The 18796-nt window shown below is 39.0% G+C and carries 18 protein-coding genes and 1 pseudogene; 8 read left to right on the plus strand and 11 right to left on the minus strand.

All coding sequences use genetic code 11. From position 1 onward, the window contains the following. Window positions 1-12: 12 nt before the first annotated feature. Both LV716_RS07305 and LV716_RS07310 read right to left on the minus strand, forming a co-directional pair. A complete protein-coding gene (locus LV716_RS07305) occupies window positions 13-708 on the minus strand; it encodes an ABC transporter ATP-binding protein (protein ID WP_163417093.1) in 696 nt (231 codons plus the stop codon). A 45-nt stretch (window positions 709-753) separates the two neighbouring features. Next, a complete protein-coding gene (locus LV716_RS07310) occupies window positions 754-2229 on the minus strand; it encodes a DUF5687 family protein (RefSeq protein WP_163417094.1) in 1476 nt (491 codons plus the stop codon). A gap of 125 nt (window positions 2230-2354) precedes the next feature. Here LV716_RS07310 and LV716_RS07315 point away from each other — a divergent pair, with 125 nt between their 5' ends. Continuing rightward, a complete protein-coding gene (locus tag LV716_RS07315; protein WP_163417095.1) occupies window positions 2355-3404 on the plus strand; it encodes a ferredoxin--NADP reductase in 1050 nt (349 codons plus the stop codon). A 53-nt stretch (window positions 3405-3457) separates the two neighbouring features. Here the strand turns inward: LV716_RS07315 and LV716_RS07320 are convergent, their stop codons facing one another. Next, window positions 3458-4252 (minus strand): patatin-like phospholipase family protein, encoded by a 795-nt coding sequence (locus LV716_RS07320; protein WP_163417096.1) that lies wholly within the window; start codon window positions 4250-4252, stop codon window positions 3458-3460. Window positions 4253-4563: 311 nt separating this feature from the next. On the opposite strand from LV716_RS07320, the gene LV716_RS07325 reads away from it, so the two are divergent. The 7 genes and pseudogenes from LV716_RS07325 (at window position 4564) to arsS (ending at window position 13854) form a co-directional block, all read left to right on the plus strand. Then, entirely contained in the window at window positions 4564-5262 is a 699-nt protein-coding gene (locus LV716_RS07325; protein WP_163417097.1) for a DUF2064 domain-containing protein, read from the plus strand. Between the two features lie 58 nt (window positions 5263-5320). Next, entirely contained in the window at window positions 5321-8524 is a 3204-nt protein-coding gene (locus LV716_RS07330) for a SusC/RagA family TonB-linked outer membrane protein (RefSeq protein WP_163417098.1), read from the plus strand. 1 nt (window position 8525) lies between these two features. Continuing rightward, window positions 8526-10085: a SusD/RagB family nutrient-binding outer membrane lipoprotein gene (locus LV716_RS07335; protein WP_233759254.1), complete on the plus strand. Its 1560-nt coding sequence runs from the start codon at window positions 8526-8528 to the stop codon at window positions 10083-10085. 87 nt (window positions 10086-10172) lie between these two features. Continuing rightward, window positions 10173-11513: a sodium:solute symporter gene (locus LV716_RS07340; protein WP_163417100.1), complete on the plus strand. Its 1341-nt coding sequence runs from the start codon at window positions 10173-10175 to the stop codon at window positions 11511-11513. Continuing rightward, window positions 11498-12133: pseudogene (locus LV716_RS07345) on the plus strand (metallophosphoesterase); the annotation flags it as partial. The gene LV716_RS07340 and the pseudogene LV716_RS07345, both read left to right, overlap by 16 nt. 234 nt (window positions 12134-12367) lie before the next feature. Beyond that, window positions 12368-12703: an arsenosugar biosynthesis-associated peroxidase-like protein gene (locus LV716_RS07350; RefSeq protein ID WP_094999161.1), complete on the plus strand. Its 336-nt coding sequence runs from the start codon at window positions 12368-12370 to the stop codon at window positions 12701-12703. A gap of 110 nt (window positions 12704-12813) precedes the next feature. Continuing rightward, a complete protein-coding gene (arsS, locus tag LV716_RS07355) occupies window positions 12814-13854 on the plus strand; it encodes an arsenosugar biosynthesis radical SAM (seleno)protein ArsS (RefSeq protein ID WP_370637525.1) in 1041 nt (346 codons plus the stop codon). A gap of 64 nt (window positions 13855-13918) precedes the next feature. Here arsS and LV716_RS07360 read toward each other — a convergent pair whose 3' ends face one another. From LV716_RS07360 to LV716_RS07395, 8 genes are all read right to left on the minus strand, one after another. Beyond that, window positions 13919-14518, minus strand: coding sequence for a hypothetical protein (locus LV716_RS07360; RefSeq protein ID WP_163417101.1), 600 nt, complete (start codon window positions 14516-14518; stop codon window positions 13919-13921). A gap of 629 nt (window positions 14519-15147) precedes the next feature. Next, window positions 15148-15636: a hypothetical protein gene (locus LV716_RS07365; RefSeq protein ID WP_317167634.1), complete on the minus strand. Its 489-nt coding sequence runs from the start codon at window positions 15634-15636 to the stop codon at window positions 15148-15150. A 31-nt stretch (window positions 15637-15667) separates the two neighbouring features. Continuing rightward, on the minus strand, window positions 15668-16234 hold the full coding sequence (locus tag LV716_RS07370; protein ID WP_163417102.1) for a Crp/Fnr family transcriptional regulator: 567 nt from the start codon (window positions 16232-16234) through the stop codon (window positions 15668-15670). A gap of 275 nt (window positions 16235-16509) precedes the next feature. Next, complete coding sequence (locus tag LV716_RS07375; RefSeq protein WP_163417103.1) at window positions 16510-17121, minus strand: hypothetical protein; 612 nt, start codon at window positions 17119-17121, stop codon at window positions 16510-16512. 125 nt (window positions 17122-17246) lie between these two features. Continuing rightward, window positions 17247-17447 (minus strand): SymE family type I addiction module toxin, encoded by a 201-nt coding sequence (locus LV716_RS07380; protein ID WP_163417104.1) that lies wholly within the window; start codon window positions 17445-17447, stop codon window positions 17247-17249. 211 nt (window positions 17448-17658) lie between these two features. Next, the gene (locus LV716_RS07385; protein WP_205600108.1) at window positions 17659-18141 is read right to left on the minus strand and encodes a hypothetical protein; all 483 of its coding nucleotides are present in this window, start codon (window positions 18139-18141) and stop codon (window positions 17659-17661) included. 133 nt (window positions 18142-18274) lie between these two features. After that, window positions 18275-18583: a hypothetical protein gene (locus LV716_RS07390; protein WP_163417105.1), complete on the minus strand. Its 309-nt coding sequence runs from the start codon at window positions 18581-18583 to the stop codon at window positions 18275-18277. A gap of 2 nt (window positions 18584-18585) precedes the next feature. Further along, a complete protein-coding gene (locus tag LV716_RS07395; RefSeq protein WP_163417106.1) occupies window positions 18586-18780 on the minus strand; it encodes a hypothetical protein in 195 nt (64 codons plus the stop codon). Between the last annotated feature and the right edge of the window lie 16 nt (window positions 18781-18796).

Raw genomic sequence — 18796 nt, forward strand, 5'->3', positions numbered from 1 at the left:
GAGGCGCTTTTTTTATCCCCCAAAGAACGTTTCGAGTTCTTTAAGCGTTTCCGCAGAAGTTTGGATGTCCTTTACAATTTCACCTTTGTTCAATACTACGATTCGTTCACAAACTTCAGTGACATGGATCAAGTCGTGGCTAGAAACCAATACGGTAACATTTTCCTTAGTTGCCAATTCTTTAATAATACCCTTTAAGCGTATTTGGGTCGTAGGGTCGAGATTGGCAAAAGGCTCATCCAGAATCACAACTTCTGGATTGCCAATAAAAGAAGCTACAATCCCTGCTTTTTTCTGGTTTCCTTTGGATAGGTCCCGCAAGTATTTTTTCTGCCCTAGAATTTCTCCATGGAAAAAATCTTCGAACTGTGATAACAGCACATCCACATCAGCCTTGTTTCTGCCCCGTAACTCCCCAATAAAGTAGAAGTATTCCTCCGGAGTCAAATATCCTATCAGAAATGTTTCGTCGATAAATGCAGATGTAAAGGGTTTCCAATCTTCACTGGTATTTACCTGCACATCGTTATTGGTGATATGACCTGTTGTTGGCTGTATCAAATCCAAAAGAAGGCTAAAAAAAGTGGTCTTGCCAGCACCGTTGTTTCCAACTAAACCAAAACTTTGTCCTTTTGGAATGTTCAATTCGGGGATGTTCAAGACCGTTTGGGAACCATATGTTTTAGAGAGGTCATTCGATAATATCATGGTATGTGTTTTAACTCTTTAAATAGCTTTTGCATAAACATATTGTCACGCTTTCTGTTTGTAAGCTGCCAATGTTTTATATTTTTCCTTCTTATAAATCTTTTCAATGAGTTCAAAAACCTTGTTTTTGAATACAAAACCCAAAACTCCCGAGAGTGCCACCATTAGATAGCCCGTCATCGGATTTACCACATAATATCCTATCGCAAAAATGATGAGGGGCAATACCAATTTTGGTATAGTCAATAACAGTGTTTTGGCATTAAACGCCTGTTTGTCCCCAAATGCTTTCTTATTTGACGTTAAATCAATGGGCGTTTTTATGTATGCCCCTCCCCAAAGTACCAAATACGAGTTGACACCGATATTATAAACAGCTCCAACGATAATTGCCAAGTAGGCTTGCCAACCAGCTACAAAAATGTAAAAAGCACAAAGTATGGTACTGACCATGGTCGCTATTATAATCAAGTACCATTTTGAATCGAGATATTCACGGTAGCGAATGTTTTGGCTCATCATCAGAGGATAATATGAACTGTCCCAGCTTGGCACAAACTGCCCAAAACTGAACAAAAATCCTCCTGAGCAAAAAATTCCTGCAAAGATCCCCCACACTGGACCATCATATGCTTCTACAGCTCCCGTAAAAAACAATAGCCCATAGAAAATAAATGCAAAGCTCATAATGACCGAAGTTCTGGATCGTTTATTCCGTTTGATCAACTTGATGTCGTTCTTGAGAAATGTTCCCAAATTTCCAAAACGGTTCAGCCAATCCAAGTTTTCGGTTTTAGCTTCCGATTTTTTTGTAGCCAGACCTGCATCCAGATACATGTGCTTTTTAAAATAGTTAAAAGAAGAACCGAAAAGGGCCAATAACACTGCCCATGGAATAATTGCTGTCACAGGAATATCGAACAACGTATCGAACAACGGTGCTGTGTAAGTAGTAATATCAAACCAACCGTTATATTGCGAAACACCTAAAAGGATAAAAATTCCAGCTATAAAATAGAATGCATTGTTCTTATTGTTGACCAATACATTGATGAAATTGTTGCAATAAATTAATGCCATAAGCCCTAAATGCCATCCCAAAACATTTGCGAAGCCATAATCCTTTGTCAATAAAACAATACTAAAGGGCACAAAAAAGAAAGCATGAGACCAGTTGAAAAAAGATACTATGGTCTTTCCGAGGGAGTAATATACCACTTGACTTTTTTTGAAAGGTAGGTATAGCAAAGGCTTTATATTCGTGATCGGCATTTTCTGTAACATATACCGAAAGACCATATCAAAAGCCAAATAGTAGATGATAAATTGATTGACCACACGCAAAGGGTCTCCCAAACCTAAATCTTCAATAAGAAAATAGGATCCTACCCCTAGACTTAAGAAAACACCAATAAAATATAATGCTCCAAAAGCCATTAAGATTTTAAACCAGATTTCTGTTCTGAAAGAAGCGGACCTAAAAAAGGATTTCCACTGAAGGTTGATAAAGTGTTTGAACATGGGTTGGTGGTTTTCCAAAAGTTAGTACCTAAAGTACATGATTTGTTACAAAACGTATGCTTTTTTTAAAATTCACCGCTCATAATAGACCGAATCCGTAATTTTGCAAAAAAAATTGATACTCCATGAGTGATTTTCATGCATTAAAAATTGCCGCAGTAGATTCCCTAACACCAAATTCAGTAGCCCTTACTTTTGAAATCCCAGAAAATCTTAAAGATACATTTGTCTTTACCGCAGGGCAATATATTACCTTAAAGCATCAAGTAAATGGGGACGAAGTGCGCAGAGCGTACTCTATATCATCTGCGCCATCATCAGGAAAACTTACGGTAGGAATAAAGAAAATACCAAATGGTATATTTTCTGTATACGCCAATGAACATATGGCAAGCGGCGATGTTACAGAGGTAATGCCACCTGAAGGCCGCTTTGTTTTTGAAAAAACTGAAACCGCAAAACATGTTATGGCATTTGCGGCGGGAAGTGGAATCACGCCTATCATGAGCATTGCCCAGACGGTACTGGAAAGTAATCCTGAAAACACTTTTGTTCTTGTTTTTGGAAATCAAACTCCAGATGAGACCATGTATCGCGATGCTTTACTACAATTGCAAGAAAAATATGCCGAACGGTTTTTTATCCAGTGGGTGTACAGCCGTTCTTCCGAGCCAGATTGCTTATTTGGCCGTATAGAAACCTCAACCGTCAATCTCATTACAAAAAATAAATTCAAGGACACCTCTTTTGATGCATTCTACCTGTGCGGACCTGAAGAAATGATCAGTTCAGTCTCTGATACTCTTAAAAACAATGGCGTATCCGAAGAAAAAATCTTTTTTGAGCTTTTTACAAGCACCGAAACTGAAGATACCTTGGCCGAAGATTTGGAAGGAAAAACTAAAGTTGAGGTTCTGGTCGATGATGAAACTTTTTCCCTTGTCATGGACAAAAAAGAATTGGTCCTCGATGCCATTCTTAAGGAAAATATTGATGCTCCCTATTCTTGCCAGGGTGGTGTGTGTAGTAGTTGTATTGCAAGGGTAACAGAAGGAAAGGCAGAAATGGTTAAAAATCAGATTTTGACCGATGGTGAAGTGGCAGAGGGATTGATTTTGACCTGCCAAGCACATCCAACTACAGCTACATTAAAAGTCGATTATGATGATGTTTGATTCTTAATTGAAAAATAAAAATGGAAAGTGGAAAACGAGAATACCACCAATCTTCATTTTAACTTTTCCATTTTCAATTCTTTTTCAATAGCCCTGCTTGCAGCATCATAGCCGATAGAATACGCTTTTTCAATACCTTTTTTGTCCAGCACTCCAATGGATTCCAATTCTTTGGGTTCAATGGTTAAATCACAAGCATTCACTTTTTTATGATTAGTTGCATAAATCATTAATCCTGTTACCCTGCCTGCCAATTGTAGCGAATTTTTCAGGTGTTTTTTTTCAAGCTCCCCTACTATGGAAACATTGCTTCCAATGATGAAATCTGCCTTGCCATCCACACATTCCTTTGGAAAGTTATTCATGATACCGCCATCTGCATAGAGCGAGTCGTTTATTTCAACTGGACTAAAAACCGGTGTCAGTGCTGCCGAAGCCAGAAGAGGCCTTATAAGGTTACCCTCAAAAAAAGATTTTTCTGTTCCTTTAAGTAAATCCGTGGCCACTACGTGCAATGGTTTTTCCAAGCTTTCAAAAGAATCTTTGGGGAAATAGCTTTTAAAGATGTTAAAGTATCTTTCCGTATCTATAAATCCAGGTTTACTGATAGCAAAAAAATTATATTGAAACAACGGTGTCTGCTTAAAAAACTCCAACATGTCTCTTTCAGAATTTCCGTTCGCATATAAGGCACCAACCAGAGCGCCTACACTTGACCCTGCAATAATACTTGCCTCTATATCAAATTCTCGCATTGCTTTTATAAGGCCAATATGTGCCATGCCTCTGATTCCCCCTCCTGAAAGAACCAATCCAATACGTTTTGCCCCAACAATGTCAATTCCCATGATTAATAGCGATTTAAAGCATCGCAAAAGTAATTCCTTAGGGTCAAAGCTAGCAACTTTAGTCTGTTTTTTAAGACAATATTACCGACTGCTGGGTCTGTAGTACATTCAGGTCAAAGAAATTTTTACCATACATCGAATACTTGCTATTTTTAATCTATGAAATTCTAACATGTTGATTTTCAAAACCGACCAAGCAGTCGGAATGTTAAAATTGAAGATTATCTATAAAAAATGTAATCAAGAACGCTGGTTTTCGACCTAACTTAATAGACATTTATGTCGTATGTTTATAGTATAGGTAGTAAATCTTGAAGAATACTTTCCAAAGAAAAACAGCAGTTTTAATATTTGCGAATTCCGCTGAAGTGGATTGTCGTGAAAAAACGACTATTGCAAATTTGGATGTATTCAACACCCTTACAGAACACACGCTCAAAATTGTTAAGGATTCGCAATTACCATTTTTTCATTTTACCGAAAAAGAACAGCATGGGTCTTCATTTGGCGAACGTTTTTCAAATGCCATTAAAGCGGTATTTGAAAAAGGGTATGAAAATATTATAACTGTAGGTAATGATAGTCCACAGCTAAAAACCTCCCATATTCTTGAAGCTGAACAACAGTTGCAATTAGGAAAAACAGTTCTTGGTCCTACGCTGGATGGGGGATTTTACTTAATGGGGCTCCATTGTTCCAATTTTGACCCTCATCTTTTCAAAAAATTACCTTGGCAGCGTTTTGGGCTCTTCAACAAAATATCAAAACTAATTGCCGGCCAACATTCCTATTTGTTCAGACTTCCAGTTTTACAGGATATTGATAACAAAGAAGATGCTAAAGCTTTATTGAATTTTTTCAAGACGGTTGCAGCTTCAATTCTAAAGGTTCTAAAGGAATTGTTTAAACCCTCTTTCCGGATCGTCTCGAAAAACATCCAGATTTTTCAATCAAATTTCATCGCTCTCTACTATAATAAGGGTTCACCAGTCTCGATGCAATTTTCTTAAACATCGACAAAATGGCACTCAACGTATGCCATTTAAAGACTAACGATTAAACCCATAAATGAACTATTTTTTATTGACCATTGCCCTGCTCATTGGAGCAAGCAGTCAGGCACAACAAACCGTATCTGGTACGGTAACTGACGGCAACAATATCCCTATACCCTACGTAGACATTGTTTTGGTAGGCTCACAAACAGGTACAATAACCGACCAACAGGGAAATTATACCATTGCAGTTCCTAATGCATCATCGGTGCTTGAATTTTCTGTTTTGGGGTATCAAAGCCAAACCATTAGTGTAAACAATACAACCACTATTAATGTCCAACTTGTTGAATCTTCCGAACAGTTGGAAGAAGTCGTACTAACAGCGCTAGGTTTAAAACGGGAAACCAAAGAGTTGGGCTACGTGGTACAAAGCCTTGATGCTGAAGGAGTCACTGAGGTAAAGGCAGTTAATTTTCTGGACAATCTAGCCGGTAAACTGGCAGGTGTGACCATAAATCAGGGAGCCACCGGAGTGGGTTCCACATCACGGATAAGTATTCGCGGTGAAGCTTCCTTCTCCAATAACAATCCATTGTTTGTAGTGGATGGCGTTCCCATCAATAATAATTCTGTTTTCAATTTCACCAATGAGGCTGCAGCAGGTTTTCAAGAGGTGGATTTTGGGAATGGTGCCATGGAAGTAAACCCGGACGATATTCAGGAAGTTTCAGTTTTAAAAGGGCCAAGTGCTGCGGCCCTCTACGGAACTCGTGCAGCTAATGGCGTTATTGTTATTGAAACCAAAAATGGTTCAAAAAGTAAAGGTTTGGGAATAAGTTACAATACCAGTTTTTTTGTGGATACTGCTTTTCAACTACCAGATTTTCAAAATGAATACGGGCAAGGACAATCTGGTGTATTTGAATTTGTGGATGGATTGGGTGGTGGAACGAGCGACAACATTACCTATAGTTGGGGGCCAAGACTGGACGTTGGTAATTTAATTCCCCAGTTTGACAGCCCGGTTACCTTGCCTGATGGAACCATAGTACGGGGAGGGGATACTTCGCTATACAATAATCTACCGATTACCCCGACCGAGTTTCGTTCAAATCCGGATAATCTGAAAGACTTTTATGAAACCGGAACTACTTTTATCAACAACCTTGCTATTTCATCTGCGTTTGACAAAGGAAACTATCGGCTTTCTTTTACCGATTTACGAAGCGAATCCATTATTCCAGGTGTAAACTTGGACCGTCAAACCATTAGTGCAAGACTTTCTTTTAATCCAACGGATAGGTTACGCATCAATTCTTCCATTAGCTACGTAAACTCACAAAGCGATAACAGGCCTTCAAGTGGTTATGGTTCGGAAAATATAAACTACTCTCTGGTCGCATGGGGGCCACGCTCCTTAAACATTGATAGTCTTAGGGATTACTGGCAACCTGGCTTGGAGGGCGTGCAGCAATTTTCATACAACTATACATTCTTCGATAATCCATTTTTTATCCTGTTCGAAAACAGAAATTCATTCAATCGAGACCGTGTATTTGGAAATGTATCCGCATCCTACGACATTACGGACAACATCACCGCAACGGTTAGAACTGGAATGGATTATTCAGATGAACTCCGACAGTTTAGGCGTTCGTTTAGTTCCAATCGATTTGCAAATGGAGGATATGCCGAGCACGATGTGTTTTACAGGGAAATCAACACCGATTTCCTACTGAACTACCAAAATACCTTTGGCGATTTTAAGGTCGATGTTTCACTAGGAGGAAATCGTTTGGACCAAAAAGCATTTACATCGCAGTCACAAACTACCCGTTTGGCCCAACCCGGCATTTTCAGGTTGTCCAATGCGGCATCTCCCATAGAAGTATTTGAATTTGAGTCCAATAAGCGTATCAATAGCTTTTATGGTCTGGCAAAGTTTGGGTACAAAGGTTTTCTCTTTTTGGATATAACGGGGCGTAATGATTGGTCGAGTGCGTTGGCTACGCCATTTTCCGTTGACAATACTTCGTTTTTTTATCCTTCGGTTTCCAGTAGTTTGATTCTTTCAGAAATAATAGACTTGCCTCAGGCAGTTTCATTCGCAAAACTACGGGCAAGCTGGGCACAAGTAGGAAATGATACCAATCCCTATCAAACTACAGGTGCTTTTGTAGCGCAAACCCCATTTAATGGACAGCCTACGTTTAGCGAACAGAATGTAATAGCCAACCCCAATCTAAGACCTGAACAGACTTCTTCTTTTGAAGTTGGCGCAGATATTAGGTTGTTTGGCGACCGATTGAATTTTGATATTTCCTACTACAATGCAGTCACTAAAGACCAGATTATTTCTTTGCCTATCGGTATTTCTTCAGGTTTTACGCAGCAGGTCGTCAATGGGGGTAAAGTTCGCGCCAAAGGACTTGAAATTATTGCGAGCGTAACGCCTATCAGCAATGCAAACTTTAGTTGGAACAGCACCTTTAATTTTAGTAGAAGCCGAGCCACCGTTGAGGATTTGCCACAGGAAGCAGGGCGTTTGACCTTAGCATTTTCCAGAGTTTATGACAGTCAAAACCAAACGGTATTTTTACAGGTCGAAGAGGGCGGTAGAATAGGTGATTTGTATGGAACAGGTTATTTAAAAAATGACAATGGGGACTTTATCTTAACGGATGAAGGTCGCTATATTCCGGATAATACCCTACAAAAATTGGGGAACAACAATCCAGATTTTATGCTAGGTCTTAACAATCAATTCCGATACAAGGATTGGGATTTGGGTTTTTTGTTGGATTGGCGCCAAGGTGGAATCATTGTCTCTAGGACTAGGGCGTTGGGAAATGTTGGTGGGCAATTGGCCGAAACGGCGTTTAGACCGGAAGAAGGAATTATCCCTGATGGAGTGGTTAATGTTGGTACGGATGAAAATCCAGTATTTGAACAAAACACAGTTGCTGTTACTGCAGAAAGCTATTACCGACAGTTTTTTGACCGAAACCACGAAGAAAACAATGTGTACGATGCCTCTTTTTTAAAATTAAGGCAACTTTCCATTGGGTATACTTTTAAGAGTTTTCAGCTATTTCAAAATGATGCAAGCCTAAGGCTTTCCTTAATAGGGCGCAATCTTTTTGCGATTACCGAGAATCCGCATTTTGATCCCGAACAGTTTGCCGTTCAGGGAAACAGTTTTGTGGGAGGTGTTGAAGATATGTCATACGCCACGACACGAAGTATAGGGTTTAAAGCAGGATTTAATTTTTAAGATGATGAAATTGATGGTTATAAGAGTACTAACATGGCTACTGCCCCTAAGGAAATCAAAAAGCAGGACAAAGCTGTATCCTATTGTCCAACGAATTGATTATAAGACCCAAAGTACCCATTTAAAATTGTATTTGAGCTTTGTACTTGTGTTTGTATTTTCCAGCTCCTGTACTAAGGATTTTGAGGAAATCAATACCAATCCCAATCAGCCTTTATCCGTACAGCCAAGTTTGTTGCTTAGACAGGTAATTTATGATTATGGGGAGCAAATGTCGTATGAAGGCTTTACCGGGGGTAATCTTTTGGGACAGTATACCACGGCCTTGGATTTCAATCTTTTTGATAGACACGATTTAAAGTCGCCGCAATTGGGAGGCAATCCATGGCCTATATTCTTTCAAAACCTACGGGATAACGAAAGTATTATCCAGTTGGCCCTCGAAAATGAAACCTTTGCGGTTTACGAAGGCCCTTCCCGAATTCTAAAAGCCTATATGGCAGCCGCACTTACGGACCTTTTTGGGGATGTCCCCTATTTTGAGGCATTTCGCGGAAAAGAGGGAACAGTTACTCCCGTCTATAACACCCAAGAAAGTATTTATACTGGAGAAGATGGTATTTTAGACAACCTCAACAAAGGAATTACTGCCCTGGAAAATTATACGGGCAGTATTCCCTTAGAAGGTGATATTCTTTTTAATGGCGATCTGGAAGGATGGATTCGATTTGCAAATTCCCTTCGGATAAAATCCTTGATGCGAATTTCAAGTCAAACGGATGTCTCCGCAGAATTACAATCCATTTTTACGAATGGAGATTTCATCGATGAAAATGAAGAGAACGCCATTTTCAATTTTACGGATGGAGAACCCAACAATTTCCGTTTAGCTCGATTACGTATTGGTGACTTCAACAACTTTGTCATGTCCGAAACCATGGAAGAGATTCTAGTAGGATTCAATGACCCAAGGATTGCAACACTTTTTAGACCTTTTAGCAATAGTGATTCAGGGGAATTTAATGGATTGCTCAATGGCATCGACGCTACACAGAACGCTGCTATACTTGCCGACTTTTCATTGGCGGGAACCATCTTTAGGGAAAATACAGGGGATTTGGATGCCAACTTCATGACCAGTTGGGAAACTCATTTTCTTTTGGCCGAAGCTGCTGAACGCGGATGGATCACAGCGGATGCACAAGAATTGTATGAAATTGGAGTGACACAAGCTTTTGAATACTGGCAAGTAGCACTTCCAGCAGATTATTTGACCAATAGTGCGCTATACGGTGCAGGGGGTGATGCCTCAATTCAGCAAATACTGACCCAAAAATGGATCGCCAATATCATAAACGGCTATGAAGGTTGGATCGAATATCGCAGAACAGGCTTTCCGGAGTTAAAGACGCTATCCGCAAGTTTAAACAATGATATTATCCCTGTTCGTATGCCCTATCCGGCAGAAGAGGAAGCGCTCAATAGTGTGAATTATGCCGATGCAGCTTCCAGAACGGATGGAAATAGTATAAATGTACCTGTTTGGTGGGATGAAGATTGATTTTTCAATGAAGCAATTTGAAAATGAATTAATGTTAATCAAAGGAAGATTTACAAATAACGATGTCAAAGTAAATACAAAGTTCAAATGACTGGCGCAATTTTTTGGCAATGGGGTTTGGTAATAGCATCTAGCTTGGTGTTGTTCCTACTTGCTCCCTTTGCTAAAAATACCAATCAGTTTTTTAATGCTGTTTATCAAAAAAAGACCCCTAACAGCCTTGTGCTCATGGGGTCTTTGGTCATTTCCTGGATTTTTGCAAAAAGTATAACCAATGCCGCCAATTTGGGACTGGAGTTTGGGTTGGTCGGTGGCGCGGCCTATGCAGCCTACTACTTGTCTTTTGCCGTGGCAGGTATTGTCATCTATCGCATGCGAAAATTTGGGGGTTATACCAGTATCCATCATTTTCTTACCTCCAAATTTGGAAAAAGTGCGGTTGCGGTATTTTCAATTTTGATTACTATTCGTTTGTTCAATGAGGTTTGGAGCAACACTATGGTCATCGGCTCTTATTTTGGGGATATGGGTTCCACACCTTACTACCTTTCTATATTGGTTTTTACCGCGTTGACTTTGGCCTATGCATTAAAGGGAGGATTGAGTAGCTCCATTTTTACGGATAGCATTCAAATGGTATTGTTCTCCATATTGCTCATTGTTATTTTGTGGAACGTTTTTGCGGCAGATGCCAGCTTTTCTGCAGGGACGGTATTAAAATCGGGAATTTGGTCTTTTGAAACCGGACTCAATTTGCTCTTTGCAGCTGTGCTTCAATCGTTTAGCTATCCTTTTCACGACCCTGTTTTAACGGATAGGGGATTTTTAAGTTCCCATAAAATTACCTTGAAAAGCTTTCTGTGGGCCAGCCTTGTTGGTGGATTGTGCATCGTACTGTTCAGTGTTATCGGTATTTATGCGCAACATCAAGGTTTTGCCGGGCAGGCAGCGGTTGTTGTTGGGCAGTCCTTTGGCATTGTTATTCTATTGGTCATCAATTTTATCATGATTACTTCGGCAGCTTCCACTTTGGATTCCACATTTTCTTCTTTTTCCAAGTTGCTTTCCATTGATTTAAAACTCGGAAATAGTTTAAAATTTGGTCGTATTGCCATGATCTTGATTGCCCTATTGGGTACCATTCCGGTTTTTTTGGATGCTGAAATTCTATCGGCCACTACCATTAGCGGGACTATGGTCATTGGTTTGACCCCTATTTTTATGTTCTGGAAGAAATCACCTCCTAAAATCAGTTTTCATTTGAGTGTTTTCTGTGGTTTGCTGTTTGGTTTCCTCTTGATTTTCGATTGGTTTCCAAAATCATTGATATTGACTACTGGAAGGTATGCCGATTTACTCTGGATCAATTTCTGGGGCATTCTATGTTGTATCCTATTATATTTGACACCGCTATGGATAAGAAGATAAAACATATCGGCCCGAAAAGTGGGAAGCTATTGCTCTTTGGCGGGGTGTATAGTAATCTACAGGCCTTGGAAAAATTAATCTCCATAGCAGAAGCTGAGGGTGTCCCACCCGAAAATTGCATTTGCACGGGGGATATCACTGGATATTGTGCCCAGCCCGAAGAAACTATTGCCCTATTCAAAAAATGGGGCGCTTTAAGTATCGTAGGAAACGTAGAACTCCAATTGGCCAGTGATAGTGAAGATTGCGGATGTGATTTTAAAGCAGGTGGGCGGTGCGATAGTTTTTCCAAAATGTGGTTCCCCTATACCAAAGCACATTTATCGGAATCATCCTTGGAATGGATTTCCCATCTTCCGGAGTCTATCTCTTTTGATTACGGAGGTAAAAAAGTGACCATGGTACATGGCAGTTATGAAAATGTTTCGGAATTCATTTTTGAATCCACTTCAGAAAACATTAAAAACGATTGCTTGGAACAAACCAGAAGTGACGTAATCGTTGCTGGGCATTGTGGGTTGCCTTTCAATCAAACCTTAAAAGATAAACTATGGTTAAATCCTGGGGTCATTGGCATGCCGGCAAATGATGGTACCCAACGAGTTTGGTATATGCTACTGGATCATGAGGACGGAAAGCTTAAATATACCCATCGGTCTTTTGAATATGACCACAATACGGCACAACAGCTCATGTATACAAACCATTTGCCCGAAGCTTATGCGGATACGCTCGCTTCCGGTATTTGGGATAATATGGAAATCCTTCCGGAGCTCGAAAAAATGGGCCAAGGAATTCCAATCAATTTAGATAATGACTCAAAACAAAATATAGAACCTAAAACAACTAAAAAGATGGCAGATTCGTATTACGACCCCAAGGACCTTAGAAAATTTGGAAAAATCACGGAGTGGAGCGAGGAGCTCGGAACAAAATTCTTTGATTATTATGGTAAGGTTTTCGAAGAAGGTGCACTAAGTGCTAGAGAGAAGTCTTTGATCGCCCTTGCAGTATCCCATGTGGTAAAATGTCCGTATTGTATAGACGCCTATACCAAGGATGGACTGCAAAAGGGAATTACCAAAGAAGAAATGATGGAAGCCGTACACGTTGGTGCCGCTATTGAAAGTGGTGCCACTTTGGTACATGGCGTACAAATGATGAACAAATACAACAAATTATCCATGTAAGGAAGGTGTCTAATTCGAGCTAGGATTAGTATTCCCCACTTTACATCCATAAATTAGAGATTATGAGTGAAAGCATAATGCCACAAATAAAAAAAGCGGCCAAAAAGTCTATGAAAGGCCAAGAAAATGAGCTGGCGGCGACCAACAAGCAATTGGAAATCCTGAACGGTGGAGTTTTTGCGGAAGGGGAACTCCCATATTTCAAGGATAAAATAGCTGAAATTGGCCATTTTCCGCTTCGGCCCAGAAAGTTGGAGATTCTACAGATCAATGTTGGGTATATGTGCAACCAGGTTTGCGAACACTGTCACGTGGATGCCGGACCCGACCGGAAGGAAATCATGACCCGTGAAACGATGCAGCAATGTTTGGAAGTCATTAAAAATACAGGTGCGCATACCTTGGACCTTACCGGTGGTGCCCCGGAGATGAATCCGGATTTTCGTTGGTTTGTGGAAGAGGCTGCCAAGGCGGGCATCAAGGATTTTATCGTGCGTTCCAATCTCACTATCATCCGTGCAAATAAAAAATACTATGATCTGCCAGATTTCTTTAAAAAGCACAATGTTCATGTGATTTCATCCATGCCGCACTATACCCGTGGGAAAACCGATAAGCAGCGTGGAGACGGGGTTTTTGATAAGTCCATAAAAGCATTACAAGAATTGAATGCGAGAGGATACGGAATGCCGGGTAGCGATTTGCGATTGGATTTGGTCTACAATCCTTCTGGAGCATATTTACCAGGAGATCAGGCGGCCATGGAAAAGGATTTTAAAAAGGCGTTGGACGAAGACTTCGGCATTCAGTTTCATAATCTCTTTGCCATTACCAACTTGCCGATTGCCCGTTTCTTGGATTACCTCATCGCCTCCGAAAACTATGAGGACTATATGTACGCTTTGGTGGAAGCCTATAATCCTGCTGCTGTGGCCAATGTAATGTGTACCAATACCATTTCCATTAGTTGGGACGGCTGGTTGTACGATTGTGACTTTAACCAAATGCTGAACCTAAAGGTCGCCAGCAAGGTAAAACACATTAAGGACTATAACGAGGATATCCTAAACGATAGGAATATTATCATTTCCCAGCATTGTTATGGGTGTACTGCGGGTGCAGGGAGTAGTTGTCAGGGGACGGTGGCTTAGGTTGAGTAAAACTCAGTTTGACCAGGGCTTCGAGTTACAAACTCGCACCAGCGAGGGATAGTTTTTATTCATTTTGTATTTCATTTTCATCTTTGTTTACAGGTGGTGGTGGCAAATACCGAATGGTCTCCCAAAATGCAAAATTCAGTTCTAACTGAGTCCCTAACTTGTCATATTCTTGAGTTAAGTCCTTTATAAATTTTTCAATTCCGTTCAGTTTGCTTTTTCGTTCTGATTCTATTATGACCAAAAAGTTTTCAGGTTTTTCTGAGTTTCTATAATATGTAAAATCATCAGTCAGTTTTTTGCTGAGCGAGTTTGGTAATATTTCGATAATGGTCTGCCATTCAAATGGTTTTCCTTTTCGAAAAGTTACATAATGTTTTCCTTCTGGGTCAAAAATCATTGGTTCGCAATGTTCAGTTGGAAATATATTTCGGATAATATTTTTTTGTTTGATAACTATTTTGGGAACACTATCATTACAAGTTATCTCGTTGATTCTGTCTATTAGGATTCCGTAATCTTTAAATTCCGATAATTTAAGAGATACATTAAGGTTTACATTTTTATTTTTTGAAAACCCATAGTTTTTGATTTTCGTTTCTTGGTTTACGCAACCTGTCAACAGCAATAGCACTATTAAATATTTGGGAAAGTTCATGTTCACTCTAGCTGGTTCTTTTTAGCTCGCGTACAATAAAATATACTTCATTTCAATAAAGTGCATTGTCCGATACTGAAAAAAGTTCAGAACGAGTAAATGAAGTTCGGGAATTTTGGTTAAATTAATATAGTTTTAATTAGAGTGACCTTGAACAAGTTACAACCTTATAGTTTTTAAGTCCAACGTTTAAAACTTCAAAAATATTAATCGGTATATAAAAAGTTGAAAACGGGTCTAGTCCAAAAGCCTGTTGGAATATTAATCTCCTACACAACGCCTTTCAACTCCAATCACTTTAATAAAACTTCGCAATGACAATTACCAAAAGTGTGACGAAAAAAAGTCCAACAATTGCAGAATATTGTTTATCCATCATATCAGCAAACTTTCCTTTAAATCCACTTAAAATCCAATAAGCGATTCCTCCAAAAAATCTAAATATTCCGAAATCTACCATTTTCAATTTTTATAAGCATTTTTAGCTAACAATCAAGATATGTCTCGTTTCAATAATGTGTATCATCCAATACTGAAACAAGTTCAGAACGAGTAAATGAAGTTCCGAAATTTTCTTCAAAAAAACCTCTGTGCTGGTAGGAATTGACAGGCTGTAACAGCTTTTTTCATCACAACATCCGAATTGAACTGATATACGCCCAAACAATAAATAGCACTTGCAATGGAATTCTAAACCAGAGATAGGCAAGACCATTTCCATCAAAGGTTCCTTTTTGATAGTTTACCTGATGTATGGAAGCATAAATATTTGCGGGCAACATCAATATCAGAAAAACAATCAACGTCCATCCACTGATCACTTTTAGTTTAGGGATAAGCAAACCAACGGCCAATAGGATTTCAAAGAGTCCCGTGAGGTGAACAAAGCTTGTCTTGAATGGAATAAATTCAGGTATCATCATGGACATACCTTTGGTATAGACGAAATGTCCCATGGCCGTAAAGCACAACATGATGGATAGGGCTATTCTTGCAGACAACGAAAAATCATAGTGCTTGTAAATAAGTTTCACCACAAAAATGGCGATCACAAAGCTGGATAGAAGTACTAATAATGGTTTCATAGGGTCTTCCTTTAATTCAGTTACAAAATTCATAACTAATTTTAGGGCAGGCAATGAACCTAGGTTAAGTAATTCGCTTTCGTATTCGGCTCAAGGCTTGAGGGGTAACTCCAATATACGAGGCAATGTATTTTAGGGGAATCTGTTTCAATAATTTGGGACGTTCCCGGAACAGGTCCAAATAACGTTCTTCTGCGGTTTTGCTCAATAGGGCGATTTCTCGTTTCGACTTTATCAAAAACATATTTTCGGCCATTCTCCGCCCAATGAGATTTCCACTTTCTGTTTTTTTATACACCTCTTGAAGGTCTTGGAACGCTATGCGCCACAAGGTCGTGTTGGTCAGCGTTTCTATTTGATAGGGAGAAGGCGTTTGGGTGATAAAGGAATCGTAAGCCGTGACAAATTCGTTTTCAAATAAAAAGCCAAACGTCAAGTCACTTTCTTCTTGGGGAATATAATACCGCACTATCCCTTCGGAAATAAAAGATAGGTAGTTCTCAACTCCACCGATTTTGATAAGCGTGGTGTTTTTCTTTAGGGTTTGCTTCTGCAGTTTAGAAGAAAAGAAACCCCAATCAGCACCACGCATTGGATAGATACGGTCTATGAACTTTTTGATTTCTTCCATCCAATGAAGTTCGGGAATTTTGGTTAAAACAGGATGCTTGAGTTGGAGTGGTGGCCTTGCGCGAGTTACAAACTCGCGTGAGCGTGGCGAGTAGTTGTCAGGGGACGGTGGCTTAGATTGTAAAAATGATATAGAAATTGGGGCTATACTTATTGGTTTTGTGTATGAGCAGTGGTAGTTTTGACTATTGATTTTTCAATTTGCTATAAACTTTCAATTTTGACACTTCCGCCGCTATTACTTAGTAGGACAAATTGTTGTAAATAGTTTTATTCCTATTCAACCGATTCATCTAATTTCTCATTCAATGAAATCAGAGTCTGTCTTGTTTCTTCAATATTTCCATTAAACGGCTGCTCGGAGATTCTGATATCCTTAATTCTTTCCTGAAATAATCGTTCAACTGCTGATTCAATTTCTCGTGGAGATTTTGCCTTCATGAAGGAATCGTATAACTCTGGTCGAATCCCATTTCCAAAATATTCCTTCATGATTTTTAATTTCTTTTCCATATTATCCAACCTCTGTCCAATAATCTTTTCCCGTGTCAAAGTTGTTCCATACAAAAGAATATAAGGTAATTCTCCAAGGAAAGTCCATATGCCGCTACCACGATTTATCTCGTACAAGAACAAAGGACCAGCAGAACCATATTCAGATTCCGATAAACAGTACTTTTTTAGGTCATGATAATAACCTTTTAAAGTCTTATAAATAGCCTCTTGATTAAACAGAGGTAAATCAATTGTTGGATTTTCAAATTCTATTTCAATAATGTGAGAGGTCATAGATTCAAATTTCATTTTGTAGCCTTGTCCAGCGTCATATGCTTCCCAATAGTCTCTATAATTTACATTTCTACCTATCCAATACTCGTATATATCCATATCGCTTTTTTTATTCCGTACAACGTTTAAGGTGTAGCTCGTCTTAATGAATTAAATCGTCCAATACTAAAACAAGTTCAGCACGAGTAAGTGAAATTCGGAAATTTCTGATGAAATTGCACTATTTACTTAACAGATTGCTCTTTTAAATTGACCAATTTTATAGTCAACTTATCTTTTTCCTGCTGTACTTCAATAGCTTCGCCAATTTCAAAACCCAGTTCTTTGAGCCAGTCACCTTCCAAACGGATTTCGGGAACGACTTTATGGTCCCACCTACGGCGTTGGAATTTTCGGTAGACTTTTAAAATTCTAAAGGAGGGCATGTAGGTTTTGACCTTTCTACGAATATAAGAGGTCTATTTATACTTGGTGTTCGGTATTACGAACACTGAAAGATAAGCCACAGTATTTCAATAAATTAGAAAGTAAAATTTAAACGCTTTGCGAAGCCAAAGGTTTTGACCAAAAGGCCTTTGCTTTTGGTTAAGCACCTTGACCCGCATTAACTATTACTACTTTTATAACCAGTTATAATTACACTATCATTCCAGACTGCTTATTATTTACTCTGTCAACATATCCAGCAAAATAGAACGGTATGTTGTCTTCTTTGCCATTTTCCAGTCTTCCTTTTACCTTTTCAAATGCTAAAATCGAAACCTCGAACTCTGGTTGCCCAGTAACTAGAATTGGTTGACTTAATTTGTCATACCAAAAGTATTTACCCCCAAAATTTTTTCTCGCCACTTCAAAAATGTATGACCCTACAGTATTAATTAAATTCGCCTTTTGTTCTTCGTCTATTTCGTGAAAAAAATCAGATGCTTCTTCAAGCGCATCTTCAACTAATTCTAGACTTTTAACTGAGTAATCTAATCCTGGAAACCTATCGGTACTGCTTGACACAAAAAAATCAGCTGACTTAATCATCTCTTTTGTGTAATCGTCCAGTTGTTCGGAATTACTATCCTTGAGAGCAGTTTCTTTTTTTCTTTTAAATCTGTCAAATATCCCCATTCCTTCGCTTTTATTTTTTACAATTAAAAAGGATATGAATTCGTTTTAATGAATTATATCCTAAGATGGGTGAAGTTCGTGGATCTTTAGGTAAAAATCAATACTTTTTATTCCATAAAAGGTTTTTTGTCCTTTATTCCTGCGACCCTTCTTTTAGGCTTCCGGCGTCATATTTTTCCTTAAAATAAAAGCCGATGATAAAGCCAAGCGGCCCGGATAAAATTGAAGATACCGTCGTTAGCAAATCTTTGTAGTCCTGAATTTCAAACCCTTCCGTAGTGTATCCTATCACAAAGGTGACGAAGATGACACAAAAGAACAGAATGACAAAAACAAAGGCCAAAGCTCCCCTGTTCTTTTCCCTTTTTTCATCCACAGTGGACTTTTTCACTACCACCTTATGAATGCGTTGTCCTAAATCGGTTAAAATGTTCCCTTCCATAGTTATCGCTTTTTTTGAATTTTATAGGTGGGATATTCTTTTTCCAGTTCGAGTTTTAATGTCTCCTCTATTTTGTCCAGTTCTTTTTCGTCCGGAGTCACTATGTCTTTGTTCAATTCTATGATGCGTTCCAGAATTTTCTTGGTCAATCGCAACTCATATTCCAGTTCTACATTGGTTTTGCCACGGTCCATCATGTTATTTTCGGTTTTA

Source organism: Flagellimonas sp. HMM57, assembly GCF_021390175.1.
Classification (GTDB): Bacteria; Bacteroidota; Bacteroidia; order Flavobacteriales; family Flavobacteriaceae; genus Flagellimonas.

Excerpts from the sequence above, each read along its gene's own strand:
- LV716_RS07305 (WP_163417093.1), bottom strand. The coding sequence starts at position 708 with ATGATATTATCGAATGACCTCTCTAAAACATATGGTTCCCAAACGGTC.
- LV716_RS07310 (WP_163417094.1), bottom strand. The coding sequence starts at position 2,229 with ATGTTCAAACACTTTATCAACCTTCAGTGGAAATCCTTTTTTAGGTCC.
- LV716_RS07315 (WP_163417095.1), top strand. The coding sequence starts at position 2,355 with ATGAGTGATTTTCATGCATTAAAAATTGCCGCAGTAGATTCCCTAACA.
- LV716_RS07320 (WP_163417096.1), bottom strand. The coding sequence starts at position 4,252 with ATGGGAATTGACATTGTTGGGGCAAAACGTATTGGATTGGTTCTTTCA.
- LV716_RS07330 (WP_163417098.1), top strand. The coding sequence starts at position 5,321 with ATGAACTATTTTTTATTGACCATTGCCCTGCTCATTGGAGCAAGCAGT.
- LV716_RS07335 (WP_233759254.1), top strand. The coding sequence starts at position 8,526 with ATGATGAAATTGATGGTTATAAGAGTACTAACATGGCTACTGCCCCTA.
- LV716_RS07340 (WP_163417100.1), top strand. The coding sequence starts at position 10,173 with ATGACTGGCGCAATTTTTTGGCAATGGGGTTTGGTAATAGCATCTAGC.
- LV716_RS07350 (WP_094999161.1), top strand. The coding sequence starts at position 12,368 with ATGGCAGATTCGTATTACGACCCCAAGGACCTTAGAAAATTTGGAAAA.
- arsS (WP_370637525.1), top strand. The coding sequence starts at position 12,814 with ATGAAAGGCCAAGAAAATGAGCTGGCGGCGACCAACAAGCAATTGGAA.
- LV716_RS07360 (WP_163417101.1), bottom strand. The coding sequence starts at position 14,518 with ATGAACTTTCCCAAATATTTAATAGTGCTATTGCTGTTGACAGGTTGC.
- LV716_RS07365 (WP_317167634.1), bottom strand. The coding sequence starts at position 15,636 with ATGAATTTTGTAACTGAATTAAAGGAAGACCCTATGAAACCATTATTA.
- LV716_RS07370 (WP_163417102.1), bottom strand. The coding sequence starts at position 16,234 with ATGGAAGAAATCAAAAAGTTCATAGACCGTATCTATCCAATGCGTGGT.
- LV716_RS07375 (WP_163417103.1), bottom strand. The coding sequence starts at position 17,121 with ATGGATATATACGAGTATTGGATAGGTAGAAATGTAAATTATAGAGAC.
- LV716_RS07380 (WP_163417104.1), bottom strand. The coding sequence starts at position 17,447 with ATGCCCTCCTTTAGAATTTTAAAAGTCTACCGAAAATTCCAACGCCGT.
- LV716_RS07385 (WP_205600108.1), bottom strand. The coding sequence starts at position 18,141 with ATGGGGATATTTGACAGATTTAAAAGAAAAAAAGAAACTGCTCTCAAG.
- LV716_RS07390 (WP_163417105.1), bottom strand. The coding sequence starts at position 18,583 with ATGGAAGGGAACATTTTAACCGATTTAGGACAACGCATTCATAAGGTG.
- LV716_RS07395 (WP_163417106.1), bottom strand. The coding sequence starts at position 18,780 with ATGATGGACCGTGGCAAAACCAATGTAGAACTGGAATATGAGTTGCGA.